Origin of the sequence: Qipengyuania sp. S6317L1, from assembly GCF_023015615.1 — a bacterium.
In the GTDB taxonomy this organism is placed as follows: domain Bacteria; phylum Pseudomonadota; class Alphaproteobacteria; order Sphingomonadales; family Sphingomonadaceae; genus Erythrobacter.
Genome location: NZ_JALKAJ010000004.1, coordinates 318,379 through 338,753 on the forward strand (window position 1 = coordinate 318,379; position 20,375 = coordinate 338,753).

The 20,375-nt window shown below is 60.8% G+C and carries 17 protein-coding genes; 11 read left to right on the top strand and 6 right to left on the bottom strand.

From position 1 onward, the window contains the following. Positions 1-2: 2 nt before the first annotated feature. Positions 3-752, top strand: a complete 750-nt coding sequence (locus tag MWU38_RS10725; RefSeq protein WP_247271800.1) for a hypothetical protein — start codon at positions 3-5, stop codon at positions 750-752. On the opposite strand, the gene MWU38_RS10730 is transcribed toward MWU38_RS10725, so the two are convergent. Next, complete coding sequence (locus tag MWU38_RS10730; protein ID WP_247271801.1) at positions 727-1,404, bottom strand: Fe2+-dependent dioxygenase; 678 nt, start codon at positions 1,402-1,404, stop codon at positions 727-729. The two genes, MWU38_RS10725 and MWU38_RS10730, sit on opposite strands and share 26 nt — an antisense overlap. 82 nt (positions 1,405-1,486) lie before the next feature. Here MWU38_RS10730 and MWU38_RS10735 point away from each other — a divergent pair, with 82 nt between their 5' ends. The 4 genes from MWU38_RS10735 (at position 1,487) to MWU38_RS10750 (ending at position 5,568) form a co-directional block, all read left to right on the top strand. Continuing rightward, positions 1,487-2,329 carry a hypothetical protein gene (locus MWU38_RS10735; protein WP_247271802.1) on the top strand — a complete coding sequence of 281 codons (843 nt, stop codon included), beginning with the start codon at positions 1,487-1,489 and terminating at the stop codon, positions 2,327-2,329. 75 nt (positions 2,330-2,404) lie between these two features. Further along, positions 2,405-3,688: a serine--tRNA ligase gene (serS, locus tag MWU38_RS10740; RefSeq protein WP_247271803.1), complete on the top strand. Its 1,284-nt coding sequence runs from the start codon at positions 2,405-2,407 to the stop codon at positions 3,686-3,688. Continuing rightward, on the top strand, positions 3,688-4,443 hold the full coding sequence (surE, locus tag MWU38_RS10745) for a 5'/3'-nucleotidase SurE (RefSeq protein WP_247271804.1): 756 nt from the start codon (positions 3,688-3,690) through the stop codon (positions 4,441-4,443). Before serS ends, surE begins: the two co-directional genes overlap by 1 nt. A gap of 102 nt (positions 4,444-4,545) precedes the next feature. Further along, complete coding sequence (locus MWU38_RS10750; protein ID WP_247271978.1) at positions 4,546-5,568, top strand: potassium channel family protein; 1,023 nt, start codon at positions 4,546-4,548, stop codon at positions 5,566-5,568. 4 nt (positions 5,569-5,572) lie between these two features. Here MWU38_RS10750 and MWU38_RS10755 read toward each other — a convergent pair whose 3' ends face one another. Continuing rightward, positions 5,573-5,971, bottom strand: coding sequence for a DUF1761 domain-containing protein (locus tag MWU38_RS10755; RefSeq protein WP_247271805.1), 399 nt, complete (start codon positions 5,969-5,971; stop codon positions 5,573-5,575). 159 nt (positions 5,972-6,130) lie between these two features. Here MWU38_RS10755 and rimO point away from each other — a divergent pair, with 159 nt between their 5' ends. Beyond that, positions 6,131-7,504, top strand: coding sequence for a 30S ribosomal protein S12 methylthiotransferase RimO (gene rimO, locus MWU38_RS10760; RefSeq protein WP_247271806.1), 1,374 nt, complete (start codon positions 6,131-6,133; stop codon positions 7,502-7,504). Positions 7,505-7,685: 181 nt separating this feature from the next. Here the strand turns inward: rimO and MWU38_RS10765 are convergent, their stop codons facing one another. Continuing rightward, on the bottom strand, positions 7,686-8,747 hold the full coding sequence (locus MWU38_RS10765; protein ID WP_247271807.1) for a substrate-binding domain-containing protein: 1,062 nt from the start codon (positions 8,745-8,747) through the stop codon (positions 7,686-7,688). A 150-nt stretch (positions 8,748-8,897) separates the two neighbouring features. Here MWU38_RS10765 and zwf point away from each other — a divergent pair, with 150 nt between their 5' ends. The 5 genes from zwf (at position 8,898) to MWU38_RS10790 (ending at position 17,050) form a co-directional block, all read left to right on the top strand. Then, complete coding sequence (gene zwf, locus MWU38_RS10770; RefSeq protein ID WP_247271808.1) at positions 8,898-10,361, top strand: glucose-6-phosphate dehydrogenase; 1,464 nt, start codon at positions 8,898-8,900, stop codon at positions 10,359-10,361. Beyond that, complete coding sequence (gene edd / locus MWU38_RS10775) at positions 10,354-12,159, top strand: phosphogluconate dehydratase (protein ID WP_247271809.1); 1,806 nt, start codon at positions 10,354-10,356, stop codon at positions 12,157-12,159. The genes zwf and edd overlap by 8 nt, the downstream gene beginning before the upstream one ends. Then, the gene (locus tag MWU38_RS10780; protein ID WP_247271810.1) at positions 12,156-13,148 is read left to right on the top strand and encodes a glucokinase; all 993 of its coding nucleotides are present in this window, start codon (positions 12,156-12,158) and stop codon (positions 13,146-13,148) included. Before edd ends, MWU38_RS10780 begins: the two co-directional genes overlap by 4 nt. A gap of 22 nt (positions 13,149-13,170) precedes the next feature. Continuing rightward, positions 13,171-15,945, top strand: a complete 2,775-nt coding sequence (locus MWU38_RS10785; RefSeq protein WP_247271811.1) for a phosphoenolpyruvate carboxylase — start codon at positions 13,171-13,173, stop codon at positions 15,943-15,945. Positions 15,946-16,102: 157 nt separating this feature from the next. After that, positions 16,103-17,050, top strand: a complete 948-nt coding sequence (locus MWU38_RS10790; protein ID WP_247271812.1) for a L,D-transpeptidase family protein — start codon at positions 16,103-16,105, stop codon at positions 17,048-17,050. 2 nt (positions 17,051-17,052) lie between these two features. Here MWU38_RS10790 and tilS read toward each other — a convergent pair whose 3' ends face one another. The 3 genes from tilS to MWU38_RS10805 all read right to left on the bottom strand — a co-directional run bounded on the left by tilS (position 17,053) and on the right by MWU38_RS10805 (position 20,222). Beyond that, the gene (gene tilS, locus MWU38_RS10795; protein ID WP_247271813.1) at positions 17,053-18,027 is read right to left on the bottom strand and encodes a tRNA lysidine(34) synthetase TilS; all 975 of its coding nucleotides are present in this window, start codon (positions 18,025-18,027) and stop codon (positions 17,053-17,055) included. Between the two features lie 93 nt (positions 18,028-18,120). Then, positions 18,121-19,107: a tetratricopeptide repeat protein gene (locus MWU38_RS10800; protein WP_348646883.1), complete on the bottom strand. Its 987-nt coding sequence runs from the start codon at positions 19,105-19,107 to the stop codon at positions 18,121-18,123. A gap of 173 nt (positions 19,108-19,280) precedes the next feature. After that, on the bottom strand, positions 19,281-20,222 hold the full coding sequence (locus MWU38_RS10805; protein WP_247271814.1) for a helix-turn-helix domain-containing protein: 942 nt from the start codon (positions 20,220-20,222) through the stop codon (positions 19,281-19,283). Between the last annotated feature and the right edge of the window lie 153 nt (positions 20,223-20,375).

Sequence of the window (20,375 nt, forward strand, 5' to 3'; positions counted from 1 at the left end):
GCATGCACCTGTTCAAGATCCTGATTGTCCTGCACGTCATTACTGGACTGGCGGGGCTGATTGCATTCTGGGTGCCGATCATCGCCAGAAAGGGTGCAGTCAATCATCGCCGCTGGGGACGCATCTGCGCCTACGGCTTTATCGGCGCAGGAGCGCTCGCCGTCATCATGGCGCTCATCTCGCTCTACGGGCCAGAGACGCGCATCCCTTCGATCACAGATCGGATGCTGTTCGATGGTTTGTTTGGCTGGATGATGCTCTATCTTGGCCTCTTGACGATTGGTTTTGCAGACTATGGCCTCGCGGTGGTCAAGCACTCGAACGATCGCGAGGCATTGAGAGGCGCGCGGTATCAAGTCGTGATCGGCGGTGTCCTTGCATCGGCTGCCTATTGCTTCTGGTACGGCTTTCATATCGGCGAGGCATTGATGATGGCGGTGGCTGTCCTCGGTATCGTCGCGATGGGCATTCAGCAGCTTTATATCTGGCGCAGTCACCCACCGACCCGCCAATCTTATGTGGGCGAGCATTTCCGCGCGCTCATCGGCATGGGGATCAGCGCCTATACCGCCTTCATGTCAGTGGGGCTTATCCGGTACATTCCGGAACACGTCTTCAACCCGCTCGTCTGGGCCTTGCCAAGCACGGTAGGGGTCGCGCTCATCATCGGGTTCTCGCTTCGGGCCAGGCGTAGGGCCAAGAGCATCGCATCTCCCGACAAACCTGCTAAGATTCAACCCACATCCGCATGAGATTGGCGATCGACTTGTCGATCATCAGAAGCTCTGGCGCATCGGCTGGAAGCTTTGCAGATAGCGAGGCGCGGGTGTTCTGCATATCAAACAGCAGCTCGCGCTGAGCCTCATTGCGGATCAGGCTTTCGATCCACCCGACTGCAACAATCCGTGTCCCGCTTGTGACGGGCGTGACCTCATGGATACTGTTCGAGGGGTAGAGGATGAGATGCCCTGATGCCTCTTTAATCGATTGCGTCATGCCAGCGGTCTGCACCACCAGTTCTCCGCCCTCATAGTCCGCCGGATCGCCCAGGAAGAGAGTGAAGGAGACATCGGTGCGGATACGTGCATCGCCTTTGCCCATCATGGCATTGTCCACATGCGCGCCGTAATGCCCGCCGCCTTGCGTCTTGCTCACCAACAGGTTCGAATGACGGCGCGGACGCACCGCGGCCTGCACTACCGTATTATCCATGATGAGCGGCGTCAGCATTTTGCTGAGCGCACGGCCAGCGGCGCTCGCCATCACAGCCTGCTCGTTATCCTTGACCCGCGCAGCCACCTTACCAGCAGTCGCCCGCCCGTCCTGCCACTCAAGCTTTTCGATAGCCGAGCTGATTTCAGCCAGTGTTTCCGCGTCAGAAATAGCTTCGATGCTGAGGATCATAAAAAGCTCTTGATAATCGTTTGCAAAAAGGTGCTAACCGCTTATGGTTTCGCGAAAATGAATCCAACCGGAGCAGTAAGTGATGAAAGTCGAATTGAAAACCTGGACGCAACTTGGCGTGGCGACCGCTTTGGCGGGTCTCACGGTTGCGGGCTGCTCTGGTGAGGCTGGCGAAGGCGGTGAAACGGGCGAAGGCGCAGCGATGCAACAGGCCGGTGAAGCGGGCGAAGGTGAAAGCGGCGAAGGCGGTGAAGGCACCGGCGGAGAGGGCGGCGAAGGCGGAGTAGATGTCGCGGCGGCTGCCAATGATCCCGTTATTTATTCCTCCGCGCTTGCGGTGGCTGAAGCCCACGTGATCGCCGCGCGCGATGCTTACGAGGCAGGCGAAAGGGAAACAGGCGCTGAAATGTTCGCCCATCCGGTTTCCGAAGTGCTGCTTGAGCTCCAGCCCGTGTTTGATGCGCGCGGCGTTAAGGATATGTCGCCGCTTTTCGCCGGCGCATCGCAGGCTGCGCTTTCGGGCGTGGAGGCAAGCGAGATCAACTCCCAAGCCGAGATCATTTTCGCCGCTCTTCGCGCTGCTGAAGAGAAGGCTCCGCAATCGGACAAAAGTGCTGGAAAAGTAGCCGCTGGCGTTGTTGCTGACCAGATCGAACGCGCTGTCGCGATGTATGCGCAGGCAAGCGAGAGCACGCAATATGGCCCCTATCTTGATGGCTATGGCTATTACAAAACGGCGGCGGTCACATTTGAGCGTTCGGTCGATGCAATCCGCGATGAAAACGCCAGGCTTGCCACCAGTATCGAGAAGGTTCTCGCCCTCTTGGCCAAGGCTTATCCAACTGTGACCCGGCCCGAAAAACTGGATGTGAACCAAGGCGAACTTTCAGGCGCTTCGGCCTCAGTTCTGCTTGCGGCAAGCTGACCCGAGGCAAAAGAGCGGAAGCAGCCGCCCCATCTGGTCTTTTATTCGTAAGCTTAAGCGGGCATAGGCGCAGCTATGCATGATATTCGCTTAATCCGAGAGAACCCGGAACAATTCGACGCAGGGCTCGCGCGCCGCGGCGCCGAGCCGGCTGCGCAAAACATCCTTGCCATCGACGAAGAGCGCCGCGCGCTCACCACCAGGCTGCAAGAGATGCAAAGCCGCCGCAACGAAGCCTCCAAGGCCATCGGCGCGGCCATGGGCCAAGGCGACACGGACAAAGCCGAAGCGCTCAAAGCCGAGGTCGCGCAGATCAAGACCGATATGCCCACGGTTGAGGCGGAGGAAAAAGCGCTCGGCGAGAAGCTCCAAGACGCCCTCGCACGTCTCCCCAACCTTCCCTTCGACGATGTTCCGCAAGGCGAGGACGAAGCGGGCAATGTTGAAGTCAGCACTTGGGGCACAAAGCCGAGTTTCGATTTCGAGCCGAAGGAACACGCCGATATCGCGCCAGCTCTGGGAATGGATTTCGAAACGGGTGCACTCATTTCAGGCGCGCGTTTCACATTCCTTCGCGGGGGCATGGCGCGCCTCCACCGCGCGCTTGGCCAATTTATGATCGACCGTCAGGTGAGCGTTTACGGCTACACCGAATGCGCGCCGCCTGTGCTGGTCAAGGACGAGGCGATGTACGGGACCGACAAGCTCCCAAAATTTGCCGAGGACAGCTTCCGCACCACCGATGACCGCTGGTTGATCCCAACGTCGGAAGTCTCGCTCACAGCGAGCGTCATGGGCCAGCTCCTTGATGAAATCGCCCTGCCCCTGCGCATGACCGCGCTGACCCAGTGCTTTCGCTCGGAAGCGGGTGCTGCCGGGCGCGATACGCGCGGCTTCATTCGCCAGCACCAGTTTGAGAAATGCGAGCTTGTAAGCGTGGTGAAGCCAGAGGATTCCGGGGCAGAGCATGAGCGCATGACCCGCGCGGCTGAAGACGTGCTCGAAGCGCTCCACCTGCCCTATCGCAAGGTGCTGCTGTGCACCGGCGACATGGGCTTTGGCGCGCGCAAGACCTATGATCTTGAGGTGTGGCTGCCGGGCCAAGGCGCCTACCGCGAGATCAGCTCGTGCTCGAACACGGGCGATTTCCAATCGCGCCGCATGAACGCGCGTTACCGTGTCGCGGGCGAGAAAAAGAAGACCGAATTCGTCCACACACTGAACGGCTCGGGGCTGGCCGTGGGCCGCACATTGGTCGCGGTGATCGAGAATTATCAGCAAGCCGACGGCTCTGTTCTGGTGCCGGAGGCCCTTGCCCCGTACATGGGCGGCACCACCAAGCTGGAGCCGATCTCCTGATGCGTATCCTCCTTACCAATGATGATGGCATTCATGCCCCCGGTCTGGCCGTTCTGGAAAAAATCGCAGCCCAATTTTCCGATGATGTGTGGATATGCGCGCCATCCGAAGAGCAATCGGGCGCAGGGCACTCGCTGTCCCTGAACCATCCCGTGCGGCTGCAGAAATTCGCAGAGCGCCGCTTTGCGGTCACCGGCACTCCGACCGACAGCGTCACCATGGGCCTTCGCCAAGTCCTCGACAGCCCGCCTGATCTCATCTTGTCAGGCGTCAATCGCGGAGCGAACCTTGGCGATGATGTGACCTATTCGGGCACCGCTTCGGCCGCGATGGAAGGGGCGCTTGCCGGAATCCGCTCGATTGCTCTGTCCCAAGTGATTTCGCCCGAAACGCGCGGCACCGATCAAGAATTTGCTCAAACGCTCGAATGGGCTCCCAAAGTCATCGAACCGCTCATTGATGCCCCCTTTGGCAATCGGACATTTCTTAACGTCAATTTCCCGCCCAAAGGCGCGCAAGGCATCCGTGTTACCCGGCAGGGCTTTCACGATTATTCGCGCGGCAGCGTTGTCGAAGGCACTGATCCCCGCGGGCTTCGCTATTTCTGGTTCGGCCTCCACCCGATCGAGCACACACTCGACCACGGAACCGATCTGGAAGCGATTGATGACCGCTATGTCACTGTAACGCCTCTGCAACTCGACTTGACGCATTACCCCACAATCGACACTCTAGCTGGTCGGTTCGAGGGATAAAGCACACACACAATGGCTCAGCGGGACACTAAGGGTTTTTTGACGCGCCATCCGAAGCGCAAGCAGGACCTGCAGCGCGGTGTTCATCCGGTGCAAAAGCGGATGCAACCGCTTCGCCGGGCGGTTGGCCTGCCGGTCTGGGCTGATGTATTCCTGCGTCTGGGCGCTGCGATCGGCCTGATTTTCATCGTCGTGATGATCCACTGGTTCGACCGCGAGGGGCTGGTCGATAATGTCGACGGGCACGTAAGCTTTCTCGACATTGTTTATTTCACGATGATTTCGATCACGACCACCGGCTTTGGTGACATTGCACCTGTATCTGACAGCGCGCGGTTCAAGGAAGCGGTGATTGTCACTCCGATCCGTTTTCTGGTTTTCTTCATTTTCGTGGGCACCGCCTACAATTTTATCATCAAGCGCAGCTGGGAGAAATGGCGCATGGCACGCATTCAGGAAAAGCTCTCCGACCATGTGGTTGTCCTTGGCTATGGCGTCTCTGGCTCGCAGAGCGTCGAGGAATTGATCGAGCGCGGTACGCCCGCCGACAAGATTGTCGTCGTCGATCCAAGCGATGATCGTTTGCGCGAAGCGGAAAAGCTGGGCGTCAATGTCCTGCCTTCTGATGCGACCCGCGATGAAACGCTAAAGGCCGCTCGCATCACCACCGCCAAGAACGTCCTCGTCTCCGCGGGGCGCGATGACACGTCGATCCTGATCGTTCTGACCGTTCGCCACCTCGCGCCCAAGGTTCCGATCAGCGTTGTGGTGCGCGCAGACGACAACGAATTGCTCGCCCGTCAGGCAGGCGCCACCAATGTGATCAACCCTGTTCGCTTTACCGGGCTCCTGCTCGCAGGGTCTGCCAATGGCGCGCACATCGCAGACTATCTTGCCGATCTTGCCTCCGTTTCGGGCCGCGTCCAACTGGTCGAGCGCGTAGTCGACGAGGATGAGTGCGGATGCTCGATCGCCGAGCTCAGCACCGGAGGGCGAGGCCTTCGCATCTATCGCAACGGGCGCGCGATCGGTTTCTGGGAGGAGGAGTGTGAGAACCTCCAGCCCGGCGATGTCATCGTCGAAATCGTGCCGTCAGATAACGGAAACGGTAAAGGGCGCGGCTAACGCCTTAGAGGAACAGCAGGAAAACCCCGCCCATTGCTGCCATGCCAAGGACAAAGTGGCCTGTATCAATTGCAAAAAGCACGCCTGATTTGCGCTGATACAAATAGTTGATCCCGATAGCCGGGGCCATGATCCCGAGCGCAAAGCCGATCGACATCATCATCACCACGTGAGGGGCCGCTCCAGTGCGGGCAATAAGGTGCCACAGCACCATCGCGATCAGCATTTCAAAAAGGAAGGTGAGCCCGAAGATCAGGAGGATACTGCCGGACTGAATTTCCTCGTCGGAAAAGCCCGCTGCCTTTTGCCAGGCCTTGCCGAAGAGCAAGCCATACCAGATCGCGCCCACCACGAAGAACGCCGTTGCGCCTGCGAGCACGGGCCAAAGTGCAAAGTCATTCATCTCGTCTCTCCCCTAACCAAGGCAAGGTGTAGCCCCGTGGGTGTCAATTTCATAGTCGGCACTCTCGCCTGCCCCCTTTTCGTTTGTTACCGTTTGGAGCACGGCCTGCACGCTGGGCTCTAGCGCGCCGGTCAAAAGCCGTGTAACGGCGCGCCCATCATGTCCAATGCAACCACTCTCCCTGACGCCAAGAAAGTCGGAATGGTTTCGCTCGGCTGTCCCAAGGCGCTGGTCGATTCCGAACGCATCCTCACGCGCCTGCGCGCTGACGGCTATGCGATGAGCCCCGACTATGCGGGCGCAGATGTGGTGCTGGTCAACACCTGTGGCTTCCTCGACAGCGCCAAGGAAGAAAGCCTGGCGGCAATCGGCGAGGCCATTAACGAAAACGGCCGCGTGATCGTCACCGGCTGCATGGGCGAAGAAGCCGACGCCATCCGTGCGGCGCACCCGCAAGTGCTCGCGGTTACCGGCGCGCATCAATATGAGCAGGTGATCGAGGCCGTGCACACCCACGCGCCCCCCAGCCAAGGCCCGTTCGTGGACCTCATCCCGCAGCCGGACATTAAGCTCACACCGCGCCATTACAGCTATCTGAAGATCTCCGAGGGGTGCAATCACTCCTGCTCGTTCTGCATCATCCCCGACCTTCGCGGGAAGCTGGCCAGCCGCCGCATCGACGCAGTGCTGCGCGAGGCGGAGAAGCTTGTCGCGGCAGGCACGAAAGAGCTGCTGGTGATCTCTCAGGATACCTCTGCCTATGGCGTAGACACCCGCCACGACCCACGTCAGTGGAAGGGCCGGGAAGTGCGTGCGCATATGACCGATCTCGCCCGCGAACTCGGCCAGCTTCGCACCGCCGAAGACAAGGCCCCGTGGGTCCGTCTCCACTATGTTTACCCCTACCCCCATGTTGACCACGTCATCCCGCTGATGGCCGAGGGGCTTCTCACCCCGTATCTCGACATCCCGTTCCAGCACGCCGCCCCGAGCGTGCTCAAGTCCATGCGCCGCCCTGCTAATGAGGCGAAGGTCCTCGACCGCATCAAGGCATGGCGCGACATTTGCCCCGACATTGCGATCCGCTCGTCCTTCGTCGTCGGCTTCCCCGGGGAAACCGAGGCGGATTTTGAATACCTTCTTGAATGGCTGGAAGAAGCACAGCTCGACCGTGTGGGGGCTTTCCGCTTCGAACCCGTCGAAGGTGCGCGGGCCAATGACCTGCCCGACCCGGTGCCCGAAAGCCTGAAGGAAGAGCGATACGCGCGGCTGATGGAAGTCACCGAACGGATCAGCGCAGCCAAGCTCGACGCCAAGGTGGGACGCACCCTCCCCGTCATCATCGACGAGGTGGGCGAACCGGACGAGGATGGCGACATCGGCGCAACCGGAAGGTCGCAGGCCGACGCCCCCGAGATCGACGGTGCAGTGTATCTGCGCAACGTTCCCGAGACGTTGGCAGCGGGCGATATCGTCGAGGCAACAATCGAAGATGCTGACGCACACGACCTCTTTGGTGTTATCGAAAACTGATCGAACCTTCGGGCCAACAGAGCCCGTTTGAGACACTTGAGACACTGTCCAAAGGCAGAAAACACACCCACCCAGCGAAGGCCGGTTCTCGCAAATTTTTCAAAAGCTTGAATACACAGCACCCCTGCCCTTTAACGAGGGGCACTGGCTGTAGGAAAGTTGGGTTAGAGCCGCGCGATGTTCATGCGCTCGCCCGCTCGATCAACTTCACCGGCACGCGTTGCTCCTTGGGGCGCGCCTTTTGGGACTTGGTCTCTTCCGCTGTCACAACCCCGGCCACTGCCTCGACCAGCATCCGGCCTGCCATGTCGAGATCGGGTTCAATCGTGGTGAGCGCCGGAGTGGTCATTTCGCTTGCCGGGATACCGTCAAAACCGACCAGTCGAATATCACCGGGCACCGTCTTGCCTGCGGCCTGCAATGTCTCCAGCACGCCAAAGGCAAGCGCATCGCACACGGCGAACACACCGTCGCATTCGGGGTGCTGTTCTAGCAGCTTATGCGCCGCCAGCCGCCCTTGGTCGCGGCGCGCGTCGGCAGGTTCGATTTCGATAAGGTCTGCCTCAACGCCGCGCGAGTGGGCCTGCGCCAGAAAAGCCTCTACCCGCTCGGCGAATTGGCGTTGGGGAGTGCCTTTCGACCCGATGCACACGAGGCGTTTTGCGCCTTTTTCGATCAGATGATCGGCGGCTGCGCGTGCGCCCACGTCATTGTCGGAAAGCACGCGGTCAAGGTCCCCCAAAGGCGACCCCCAATAGGCAACCGGCGCGCCTGTAGCTTCTGCGCTCACGCCGATATCGCGGAAATACTCCCACGCGGGGCGATTGGCGGTGGTGCCGATTACGATCAACCCTTCGGCCTGCCCCCGTTCGACATAGTGGCCAAAAAGCTTGTCCTCTTCGGCTTGCAGCGAGACCAGAACCTCAAGCCCCAGATCAGCCGCCGCGGCGCATATTCCGCCAAGCAGCGCATAGGAAAACGGGTTCACATCGCGCGCGCGCCCGCCCGGCATACAGATCACGACCACCGCCAAAGTGCCGGTGTGCCCACGTCGCAAACGTGCTGCACGCTCGTCCACGAAATAGCCCATTTCGGAGGCTGCGTTCATCACCTTTTGGCGGGTCGCGTCGCTGATGACGCCAGAGCCAGAGAGCGCACGGCTCACGGTCGACTGGCTCACGCCTGCGCGTTCTGCCACATCAAAGCTGGTGATCCGCGCATTCTTGCGAAGATCGTCCATCATCCGTTCCCTTCAATACCGCCCTTTTGCCAATCCCTAAATGACCTGCGTTCCCATTTGAATAGCTATGCAATCTATGGTCCACACATACTAACCCCTGCTAGGGTTGTGTTGTAAGCTGGCAGTCGAATATCTGCTCAAGGAGGAATATGCATGGCTGTGCCACAATTTGCCGCGGATCGCTTGCTTTTGTTCGGGGCCACCGGCGATTTGTCACGGCGAAAGCTATTGCCCTCCTTATGCGCACTGGATGCCGATGGGCTGCTCTCAGACGATCTGCGCATCATCGGCACAGCGCGAAGCGAGCTTGATGACGCAGGCTTTCGCAATATGGCGCGCGAGGCGTTGGAGGAGTTTTTGCCAGCCGACCGGCGCGGGAGCATGGCGGGGTTCCTCAATCGCTTGTCCTATCAAACGCTCGATGCAAGCACTCTTGATGGGTTCGACGCGCTCGCCGACAAGGTCGAAGACGCAGGGGGCAGAGGTGCTGACGGAGGTCTTGCAATCTTCCTTTCCACGGCGCCAAGCCTGTTTGGCCCAACAATCAAGGGGCTCGAAAAAGCGGGGCTAACCGGCGAAAGGGTGCGAATGTGCCTTGAAAAACCGCTTGGCTCAGATCTCGAAAGCTCGGCTGAGATTAACGATGCGGTGGCGTCCGCCTTCCCGGAAGATCGGATATTCCGTATCGACCATTACCTTGGCAAAGAGACAGTGCAGAACCTGCTCGCGCTGCGCTTTGCCAATATCCTTTTCGAGCCGATTTGGAACTCCAACGTTATCGAACACGTCCAGATCACTGTGGCAGAAACAGTGGGACTTGAAGGCCGGGTAGGCTTTTATGACGATGCAGGTGCGCTGCGCGATATGGTGCAGAACCATATGCTCCAGCTTCTCGCGCTGGTGGCGATGGAGCCACCGACGTCATTTGACGCAACCGCAGTGCGCGATGAAAAGGTGAAGGTGCTTCGCGCGCTTCGCGAAGCTTCGGCGGGGGAGACCGTAACGGGCCAATACCGCGCTGGCGCGAGCGGCGGTCAGGCTGTGCCCGGATATGACGAAGAGCTTGGCGAGGCATCGGACACAGAAACTTTCGTCGCGATCAAGGCGCATGTCGACAATTGGCGCTGGAAGGGCGTGCCCTTTTACCTTCGCACCGGAAAACGCATGCCAGAGCGGGTTACCGAAATCCTCGTCCAGTTCCGCTGCGTGCCGCACTCGATCTTCGAAGGGACCGGCGCAGGGCTCCAGCCCAATCGCCTTCTGATCGGTATTCAACCCGAAGAGGACATAACCCTGTCCTTGATGGCCAAGGTGCCCGGGCTTGATGAAGACGGCGTGCGCCTTCGCGAAGTGCCGCTTGCGATCACCATGCCCGACGCCTTTGCCGAAGCGCAGCGGCGCATCGCCTATGAGCGGCTGCTCCTCGACCTTATCAAGGGCGATCAAACCCTGTTCGTGCGCCGCGACGAGGTGGAGGCGCAATGGCACTGGATCGACCATATCCGCGCCGAGTGGGAAAAACAGGGCAAGACACCCCAAACCTATATGGCGGGCTCCTGGGGCCCGTCTGGCGCAATTGCTCTAACAGAACGCGACGGAGTATCATGGCATGAGTAATCTCAACCCCGTGATCGAGCGGGTGACCAAGCGCATTATCGAACGCTCGCAAAGTTCACGCGATACCTTTCTTGAACTGATGAAACGCGAGGCGGACCGGCTGCCCGAGCGTTCGCAGGTTTCGTGTTCGGTGCTGGCCCACGCCTTTGCCGGCGCGCAGGAGGATCAGGAGGCGCTCAAGAACAATCGCGGGCCCAATATCGGCATCGTTACCGCTTACAACGACATGCTGTCCGCGCACCAACCCTATGGCCGCTATCCTGAGCGGATGAAGATCTACGCCCGCGAAAAGGGCGCCACCGCGCAGGTCGCAGGCGGCACTCCTGCCATGTGCGACGGCGTCACACAGGGTGAGGACGGGATGGAACTCTCGCTCTTTTCCCGCGACAATATCGCCATGGCAACCGGCGTTGCGCTCTCCCACCAGATGTATGACGGCGTTGCCTGCCTTGGCATTTGCGACAAGATCGTGCCAGGCTTGCTGATGGGCGCGCTGCGGTTCGGCCACTTGCCCGCCGTGTTCGTTCCCTCCGGCCCCATGCCGAGCGGCATTTCCAATAAGCAAAAGCAGGAAACGCGCCAGAAATATGCGAGCGGAGAAGTGGGCCGCGATGCGCTTCTCGAAAGCGAGCTTGCCTCCTACCACTCGCCGGGCACTTGCACCTTCTATGGCACCGCCAACTCCAATCAGATGATGATGGAGATGATGGGCCTGCACGTGCCGGGCGCGGCGTTTGTCCAGCCGGGAACAAAGCTTCGCCAGGCCCTCGACCGCGCAGCCGTGCACCGCTTGGCCGAGCTTTCCGGCACCGCCGAGCGCACTCTGGCGCAGGTTGTCGATGAGAAAGCCATCGTCAACGCGGTGATCGGCCTTCTGGCAACCGGCGGCTCGACCAATCACGCGATCCACATCCCCGCTATGGCGCGCGCAGCGGGAATCATCATCGACTGGAGCGATATGGCCGAATTGTCGAGCGTGGTGCCGCTTCTGGCGCGCGTCTATCCCAATGGCTCGGGCGATGTGAACCAGTTCCACCAGGCGGGCGGCATGGGTTATGTCATCAGCGAACTGCTCGATGCCGGCCTCGCGCATGGCGACATCCTTACCGTATGGGAGGACGGCCTTGACGCTTACCGCGCAGAACCCGTTTGGGAGGATGAAGCGCTGCAATGGATGCGCGTTGAGGAGAGCCAGGACGACACCATGCTGCGCCCTGCCGATGCACCTTTCCAGCAGGATGGCGGGATGCGGCTGCTGACCGGAAACCTTGGCCGTGCATGTTTCAAATCCTCGGCTGTTGCCAAAGATCGCTGGACCATCACTGCGCCTGCCCGCGTGTTCCAGACACAGGAAGCGGTGAAAGAAGCCTTCCAGAAGGGCGAGCTCAACCGCGATGTCGTGGTGGTCGTGCGCTTTCAGGGGCCGCGCGCCAACGGGATGCCGGAACTTCATGGCCTCACACCGTCTCTGGGCGTGCTTCACGATCAGGGCTACCGCATCGCGCTTGTCACCGATGGCCGTATGTCGGGCGCTTCTGGCAAAGTGCCGTCTGCGATCCATTGCTCCCCCGAAGCAATGGACGGCGGGCCATTAAGCCTGCTTGAGGACGGCGACGTTGTGACCGTATGCGCCGAAACGGGAACGCTCCACACCGATGCCGACCTATCCGCTCGCACCCCTGCCCCCAACCCGCCACAGGAATGGGGCGTTGGCCGCGAGCTTTTCCGCATGATGCAGGCCCAGGCTGATGATGCGGAAAAAGGGGCATCGGCGATGCTGGTGGCCGCCGGCCTATGAGCGGCCACACGCAAATCGTCACCGTCGATGTGGGGGGCACCCATGCACGCTTTGCGATTGCAAACATCGCCGGCGATGGTGAGATCACCCTTGGCGAGCCGGTCACGCTGCACACCTCGAACCATGCAAGTTTCCAGACCGCGTGGGAGGATTTCCGCTCTCAACAAGGCGGAAGTCTGCCCGATTGTCTTGCCATTGCAGCCGCAGGCAAAATCAACGCCGACATCATTCGCTTTACCAACAACCCGTGGATCATCCGCCCGCCTCTGATCGAGGAAAAGCTTGGCGTTTCAAAGAACTTGGTCATCAACGATTTCGAGGCGGTGGCCCATGCCGCAGCGATCGCGAGCGAAGACCAGTTCCTGCCTCTTGCAGGACCCGACACGCCTTTGCCTGTCAACGGAACGATCAGCGTGCTGGGCCCGGGCACAGGGCTTGGTGTTGCGCACTTCAAGCGGTTTTCACCTGCCCGATACTACGTCCAGGCGACCGAGGGCGGGCACGGCGATTTCGCGCCTCTGGACAGCATCGAGGATGCAATTCTAGTCCGCCTTCGTCAGCGGCACACCCGCGTCTCAAACGAGCGCGTGGTCGCTGGACCTGCGATTGTTGACATCTATCAAGCGCTCGCCGCGATGGAAGGCCGCGCGATTGTCGAGAAATCGGACGTCGAGATCTGGACCGCTGGCACAAGCGGTGAAGATAGTCTGGCCGCCGCTGCAGTTGATCGCTTCTGCCTTGCGCTGGGTTCGGTGGCGGGTGACATCGCCCTTGTCCAAGGCGCAAGCGGCGTGGTGATCGCAGGCGGGCTTGGCTATCGCATCCGCGAAACCCTGCTAAGCTCGGGCTTTGCAGACCGGTTCTGCGCAAAGGGACGCTTTGCCTCGCTGATGGCCTCGCTTCCGGTAAAGCTCATCACTCATCCACAGCCGGGCCTTCTGGGCGCGGCTGCCGCTTTTGCCCAAGCGCACCTGAACACGCACACCTGAACACTCTGCATCTGGAATCGCAATGAACCTACCGCTCAACACGATCAACGACCTCTCGCAGCGCCTCCAAGAGCTTCACGCCCGAACGCGTGAGACGCCATTGTTCAATCCTGTGTTTCAATTGGGGCTTGATCTGTCGCGCGGACTTGAAGGGGATGCGCTCGATCTCGACGCGCTCGAAGCGCTGGTCGAGGAGCTGGAATGCAAGAGTTTGAACGCGCGCACCGCGCGGCTGCGCAATCTGATCCGGCCCGATGCCCCGCAAACGGTGGCCAAAGGTGACACGACAGACGACTTTGAAGCCTATCAGCAACGTTGGGAGGCTCCGCGCCTTCACGCGGTTTTCACAGCGCACCCGACCTTCCTGCTAACGCCGGCTCAGACCAGCGCGGTCGCTCATGCGGCGAGCACCGGGGCCGAGATCCACGCTTCGCCAGATTTGAGCGGCGCAAAACGCCCGCAGGTCACGCTCGAATATGAACACGCCGAAGCCATGTCCGCGATTGCCCATGCACAAGAGGCGCGCAGCGCAATCGTGCGCGAGGTTTACGAACACGCCAAGGGGTGCTGGCCAAAGCAGTGGAAGGCGCTTCGCCCGATGCCGTTCCGCTTCGCCACATGGGTCGGCTATGACATGGACGGGCGAACCGATATTGCATGGTACACCTCGATCCGGTTCCGCCTCGCTGAAAAGGCGGAGCGTCTGGCCCGCTATGCCGATGAACTCTCCGCGATTGATGCAGGCCATGCGCTTGTCGCAAAGCTGAAGGCTGCGAGCGAACATGCGACAGCGAGCGCCAAGGATTTTGCCGGCGATCTGTCCGAGCCAGAGGCCCTGTCCGCTGCCGCCAACCGCCTGACAGCCGATGACCCGGCGAAGCTTACCAGTCTCGACGGCATTATTGCCGATCTCGAGGGAGAAGCCGAAGCCGAGAAGAAGGACGCACGCGCCGCCGATCTCCTGACGCTGGCCGCTGCGATGCGTGCCGATGGGCTTGGCATGGCGCACATCCATTTCCGCGTGAACGCCAAGCAATTGCACAATGCGATCCGCAACCACCTGCACGAAAGCCCCGAGCTTGACCTTGCAAGCAAGGGCGCGATGGCAACCTTGCGCCGGATGCTCGGCGAAGTTCAGGCAAAGCGCACCAACTTCGCCTCGCTCGCCATCGAAAGCTCGACCGCGACGCGGCAATTCCTCGCGATGGCGCAAATCCTTGAGCATGTGGATGCCGATACGCCCATCCGCATGCTGGTGGCCGAATGCGAACAGCCCTCGACCGTTCTTGCCGCGCTCTATCTCGCCAAGCTGTTCGGGATTGAAGGCAAGGTCGATGTCTCGCCCCTGTTTGAAACCGAAGAGGCGCTTGAACACGGCGGGCGCTTTCTCGAGGCGCTTTGCAAGGAGGAAACCTATCAGGAATACGCGCGCGGACGGGGCCGCGTGTGCATTCAGACCGGCTTTTCCGATGCGGGCCGTTTCGTCGGACAAATCCCCGCAAGCCTTGCAATCGAGCGGCTTCAAGGGCGCCTTGCGCAAGCGATGGAGCGGCACAAGCTTACCGATGTTGCTGCGCTCATCTTCAACACCCACGGCGAAAGCATGGGTCGCGGTGCGCACCCGTCATCCTTCGAAGATCGCCTGACATGGCCGTTAAGTCCGTGGGCGCGCAGCCGTTTTCACCGGCACGCGATTGCACTTGAACCCGAAGTCTCGTTTCAGGGGGGCGATGGATATCTGCCTTTTGCCAACGCCACACTGGCGCGCGCGACGCTCACCCGCATCATCAATGACAGTCCCGTGCCCGACAAGGTGTGCGACGATCCCTTCTACAGCCGCACCGATCTGAGCCTCGACTTCTACCGCGCAATCCGCGCGCATCAACGTGGTCATCTGCGCAGCCAGACCTATAGCCGTGCCGTCACTGCTTTCGGCCTTGGCTTGCTCAATTCCACCGGTAGCCGGGTGTCACGCCGCCAAAGCGACCTCAGCGCCGACCGCGATATGAACCTGCGCCAGATCCGCGCAATTCCGCACAATTCGATCCTGCAACAGCTGGGTTTTCCGGTGAACGTGATCGCCGGGATCGGAAGCGCGGCCGACGGCAATTATGAAGAGATTGCTGCGCTGTTGGAAACAAGCGAGCGCGGCCAGCAAATGATGCGCCTCGCGCAGACATCCAACGCGCTCGGCAGTATCAAGACGGTCGCGGCCTATGGCGAGCTGTTCAACTCGGCCTATTGGGCAAGCCGCCCCTATCGCGGGACAGAGCCGCATTTGTCCTCTGCCTGCGAGGTGCTGGCCGAATATCTCACCAAGGATGATCGCACCGGGGTTTTCCGTCGCCTCGCATCGCGTCTGCGGGTGGATACGCTTAAATTCCACCGCCTGCTCGGCCAATTGCCGCGCGAGGAACGCCTCGGCCTTGATCAGGACACACGGCGCATGATCGGCTCCGCGCAGGCGCTTCGCCTTGCGCTGATGCAGCATATCTTCCTGCGCGCTGTGTCAGTGCCGGTTTTCAGTCGCGCCAATGATGTGAGCCGCGAGGACGTGCTTGAAATGGTTTTCTCGCTTCGCATCGACGATGCGCTTGCGCAGATGCGACGGGCCTTCCCTGTGCATTTCCCCTCACCATCCGATTTCGCGATGGATGCGCCTGCAGATTATCCCGATGCCGATACCGAAGGCTATGGCGCGATTGCGCGCGATTACATCGACCCAATCGAACGCGCCTATGGCCTCATGCTGCGCCTGTCAGTCGCCATCGCCAACCATTTCGGTGCGCACGGGTAAAAGCGTTCGCGAACACTATTTTACGAGCGTTCGCACCCGTCAATGCGTTAACCTTTGCCCCAACCAACCGTCCCCGCAAGGGACGCTGGCGCTCAAGTCACTGGCGGTTCAGGCCCGAAAGGGGTAAATTGCCCGCATTATCTAGGGACGAAACAGAATGGCTATTGGAAAAATTCGCACCGTTGGCGTGATCGGTTTTGCCGCTCTATTGAGCGGGGCAAGCCTGGTTGTGGGGCAAACATCGGAGGAGATGGCCGGCGATGCAGCGATGATGATCGCTGGTGATGCCGAAGACGCGATCCGCGCAATTGATCCGACCACTGGCGGCGATTCGCTCGTGTTCGACCCCTCGCTGCCCGAACCCTACACCGCGCCTGAAACCGAACTTCCCGCGCTTCCCGCGCTTCCCGGCGATACAATCGGCTCCCCCGATCGCGGGGCGGCATCGCGACAGATTGCGCGCCCAACCGCGAATGAGGTGGCTGATCTGCCCGAACTGCCGTCCGCGCCTGCCGAAATCACGGCTCGCGCAATGGATCTTGCAACACCGGCATCATCCACACCTGCAATCGCTGCGCCAGAGCCGGTGGTTGCGCCGCCCGCGCCCGCACTGGCAGTTGCACAGGCTCCCGAAGATCCTTTCGTGGTCAATTCGATCCTGCCGATTGAGGGGACAATCCGTTACGGCGAATGGTTCTGGGACGAAAGCCGCGCGCCCAAAAAGGGCAAGCTTGTGATCACCGTCGATCTCGACGCGCGCGTGATCAGCGTGTTCCGCGATGGCCACGAAATCGGCACCGCGGTTGCCCTGCTTGGCACGAAAAGCCACCCGACACCCGTCGGCATGTTCCCGATCCTGACCAAGGAGAAGGACAACGTGTCGGAGAAGTATGACAACGCGCCGATGCCCTGGACGCTGCGCATGACGTGGGACGGGATTGCGATCCACGGCTCACCGGTGATGAACGGCTATGCCTCGCACGGCTGTGTCGGTGTGCCCGACCCGTTCGCGGAAAAGCTTTTTGCCATCGCCAAGCGGGGGGACAAGGTGATCGTCACGCGCGGCAAGATGGTTGGCGTGGGCGACAAGCTTATCAATAGTTGAGTTTAGTGCGTTCTTCGTGGTGGTTCGGGGGAGAACCGCCACACGCGCATATTCACGCCGACTTTCGCGACTTTCTCGACGCTGGCACGCGCCAGCACGCCGCCAAGCGACGCATTCTCACCGCGCCATAAACGGTCGGCGGCGACGCCTGCCTCGCTGCGGGTGACGCGCCCGCCAAGTTCGCTCACGATGCGGCATACCGTCTCCACCTGAATGGCGCGCGGGACGTTGCAGTAATAGCGGTACTGCGGCGCGCCCCCTAAACCACCATCGTCGGTATCGGCGCGCGACACCATCTCTTCCCAATCCAGTTGCGCATACCATTCAAGCGCGCGCCAGGATTCGGACAAATGCTGCGCGCTTGCGGCGAGAGCCTGTGCATCGAGCCAGTCATGCTCGGCCAGGTGCCGGCGCACCCGCACCCGGTCAAAATTCACATCTTCGTTCGACGGATCGCGCGCTGGGGTAATGCCGCTGGAGGCAACCACGCTTTCCAGCTCCGCCTTGCGAAAGCTCAAAAGCGGGCGGATCAGCGGCACATCTTCAAAAGCGGGCACATGGCTATAGGCACGCACCCCGGCAAGGCCAGCCAGTCCGCTCCCCCGCGCCAACCGCATCATCAAGGTTTCTGCGGCATCGTCCATCTGGTGCGCCGTCGCAACCGCGCCCAAGTCTAGCTCCATCGCCCACTCGCCAAGCGCGCGATAACGCGCCTCACGCGCTTTGGCCTGAAGGTTGCCCGCCCCCACACGCACCTTGACGGGCATGAACGGCACATCAAGGTGCGCGCACACAGCTTCGACCAATGCGACCTCCTGCGCGGCCTCTTTGCGAAGGGAGTGATCGACACTCATCACGGCGATCTCGCCGGGCATGACGGCGGCGGCAAGCAGGAGCATCGCAAGGCTGTCCGGCCCGCCCGAAACCGCAAGACCCAAGGGCCCGGTGCGGTCCTCTGCTGGCCACAGTCCATCCACCGCAGCCGCGAAACGTTGCGCTAGCTCGCGATCAACCGCATCCAGATCAACCGGCCTATCAATCAGCGCCCCCTATAAGCCATTGTGCCGCGATTAGTCGTCGCACGAGACTTTTTGCAGATTGGCCTGGTATTGGTCAGCAAGGCGCCCCGTTGCAACCGCAGGGTAAGTCTCCCCAAACTCAGCCAAGGCGATACAAGCGCGGCGGGTGTCATCCATCGCGATCATGCTTTGCGCAAGGTAGAGCAGGCTATCCGGCGCGCGGCGCGCGGTGCGGTCGGCCTGATAATTGCGCAGGAACCAGCGCGCGGCCTCTTCGGGCTGACCATCGTCCAGAAACGCGCGGCCCAGCAGATTGCGGCCATAGGTAATGCGCGGGTGGCTGGGATATTGTTCGACAAACGCGGCTAGCTGCTGGCGTGCTTCGGGAAAGTATCCCGCGTCCCAAAGGCGGAAGCCATAGGAATATTCATCATCACCCGCATCATCGGTTTGCGGTTTGGTGATCGCTTGGACGCCCGCCACCCGTTCGGCACTTGGCCCGTTTGCAGCAGGCGGCTCGGGGGCAGCTGCGCTGGTGTTGCCGCCCGCCTGCCCGCCGCTCATCGCGTCGATATTGCTCTGCGTCGCCTCGCCCGATGGGCCCTCGCTCGTGGGAAGTGCGCGCGAAGCGGGTCCCGAAGCTTCGAGCGCGTCGAGGCGGGTGCGAACCGTAGTCAGCGCAAAGCGGTTCTCTTCGGACAGGGCGGTCAGGCGCTGCAGCTGAAGTTCCATTGCATCAAGCCGCGCAAGAATATCGGTTACCGCACTGGTTGAGGGCTGGCTCACATTCGGCTGAGGGCTCGTTCCGTCACGTTGGGTGATCAACGGCTCGAAGAAACGACCATCACCGCCAGGGAAAACCGCGCGTTGCAGGGCGCGGATTTCTGCCTCTGCACGGCGCAGGCGCGCCTCGGCGTCGTCTTGCGCCACAGCAGGCACCGGGGTCGTCGCCACCACAGCGGCAGCGACCAGGCCACCCAGAACAGGGGTGACTTTACGAAACGGCAGGAATGGAAGGGTCAGATGCATAGCGTTCATGTCGCTCCCTAAATTGTCTTTTCTTGGTTCTTCAATTGTGTCGCAAGTGGCACACGAAGAATGAATGCGGGCCGAATCCTGCCCAAGCCGCGCCTCCAAGTCGAGCCCGGCTCATCACTAATCGGGGGAATGTGCATCCCCCTCGTCAAACTGCGCAGGTTTTGGGCCACGCCCTAGTCGGACGAAGCGTCCTGTTCCTCTCCGCGAGCAAGCAAGGCTGCAGCGGAGACGGGCGTGTCGCCAACAGGGACCATCTCGGTCGCAATCGGTGGCACGGCAACGCCTCCGATGGTGATGTCGAAGAGATTGGGGCGTCCGGTGTTGATACGCGGGTCTTGCGCATCAAGCGGCACTTCATACGTGTCGCCATCTTCCATCACACCTTCGTAAAGGCGCTCGCCACCTTCCTCGTAGAAGCGCACCCATGCTCCTTCTCCGGTTGCGGTAAACACCACCTGCCCCTCTGCGGTTGCAACCGCAGGAGCAGCTGCCACCTCGCCAGACGCCGCGCCGTCGCCCGGTGCATTGGCGGCTTGGGCAGGCACGGCCTCGACCGCATCATCACCATCAGCGATCAGCGAAGGCAACTCGGCGCCCGCCCCGAAATAGCGGCTGGCAAATGCGATAATGCCTGCAATCAGCAAAAACGCTGCGAAGGCGCCGAACCATGCAAGAGCGCGCGAAGGCACTTTGGCTGCGTCGCCAGGCTCCATCCCGCCAGGGGTCGCGCGTTGATAGATACCGCCCTCGGCAAGGTCCTTGCGCACCGCATCGGCGATAGATTTTTCATCAAGGCCAAGGACGCGCGCATATGTGCGGGCAAAGCCAATCGCGTAAGTGCGCGAGGGGAGAGCATCAAAGGCGCCCTGTTCGATCGATTCCAGATGGCGCACCGGGATGCGCGTTTCCGCGGCAATCTGCTCAAGGTTCATGCGCCGCATTTCGCGCGCAGAACGCAAACGGTCGCCTGCGCCAGACGATTGGCCGGTGGCCTCATCGGTGCCTTGCCCGGCAACGTCTCGAGGACCTTCTCCGGCATCGGGCGTATCGTTCAGATCGTCCACATATGTCTCTTCAAGGTCCACCTCATGCAGGCGTGTTTGTTCGTTTGTCATCGACCCGTTCTTTTCTGCACCGCGACGGTTGCTTTTTATTAACGCATACAGCTTTGCGATCATTCGCGAGTCAAGTGAGCAAGTGCAAAAAACCTATCCGAATAGGCCAACCGCCCTCGTTTAACGGTCAAGAGAGCCGAACTCCGAGCGCGG

Excerpts from the sequence above, each read along its gene's own strand:
- MWU38_RS10805 (WP_247271814.1), bottom strand. The coding sequence starts at position 20,222 with ATGACAAACGAACAAACACGCCTGCATGAGGTGGACCTTGAAGAGACA.
- MWU38_RS10750 (WP_247271978.1), top strand. The coding sequence starts at position 4,546 with ATGCAACCGCTTCGCCGGGCGGTTGGCCTGCCGGTCTGGGCTGATGTA.
- MWU38_RS10730 (WP_247271801.1), bottom strand. The coding sequence starts at position 1,404 with ATGATCCTCAGCATCGAAGCTATTTCTGACGCGGAAACACTGGCTGAA.
- edd (WP_247271809.1), top strand. The coding sequence starts at position 10,354 with ATGAGTAATCTCAACCCCGTGATCGAGCGGGTGACCAAGCGCATTATC.
- MWU38_RS10765 (WP_247271807.1), bottom strand. The coding sequence starts at position 8,747 with ATGATGGACGATCTTCGCAAGAATGCGCGGATCACCAGCTTTGATGTG.
- MWU38_RS10785 (WP_247271811.1), top strand. The coding sequence starts at position 13,171 with ATGAACCTACCGCTCAACACGATCAACGACCTCTCGCAGCGCCTCCAA.
- MWU38_RS10800 (WP_348646883.1), bottom strand. The coding sequence starts at position 19,107 with ATGAACGCTATGCATCTGACCCTTCCATTCCTGCCGTTTCGTAAAGTC.
- MWU38_RS10735 (WP_247271802.1), top strand. The coding sequence starts at position 1,487 with ATGAAAGTCGAATTGAAAACCTGGACGCAACTTGGCGTGGCGACCGCT.
- MWU38_RS10780 (WP_247271810.1), top strand. The coding sequence starts at position 12,156 with ATGAGCGGCCACACGCAAATCGTCACCGTCGATGTGGGGGGCACCCAT.
- surE (WP_247271804.1), top strand. The coding sequence starts at position 3,688 with ATGCGTATCCTCCTTACCAATGATGATGGCATTCATGCCCCCGGTCTG.
- MWU38_RS10755 (WP_247271805.1), bottom strand. The coding sequence starts at position 5,971 with ATGAATGACTTTGCACTTTGGCCCGTGCTCGCAGGCGCAACGGCGTTC.
- zwf (WP_247271808.1), top strand. The coding sequence starts at position 8,898 with ATGGCTGTGCCACAATTTGCCGCGGATCGCTTGCTTTTGTTCGGGGCC.
- MWU38_RS10790 (WP_247271812.1), top strand. The coding sequence starts at position 16,103 with ATGGCTATTGGAAAAATTCGCACCGTTGGCGTGATCGGTTTTGCCGCT.
- rimO (WP_247271806.1), top strand. The coding sequence starts at position 6,131 with ATGTCCAATGCAACCACTCTCCCTGACGCCAAGAAAGTCGGAATGGTT.
- MWU38_RS10725 (WP_247271800.1), top strand. The coding sequence starts at position 3 with ATGCACCTGTTCAAGATCCTGATTGTCCTGCACGTCATTACTGGACTG.
- serS (WP_247271803.1), top strand. The coding sequence starts at position 2,405 with ATGCATGATATTCGCTTAATCCGAGAGAACCCGGAACAATTCGACGCA.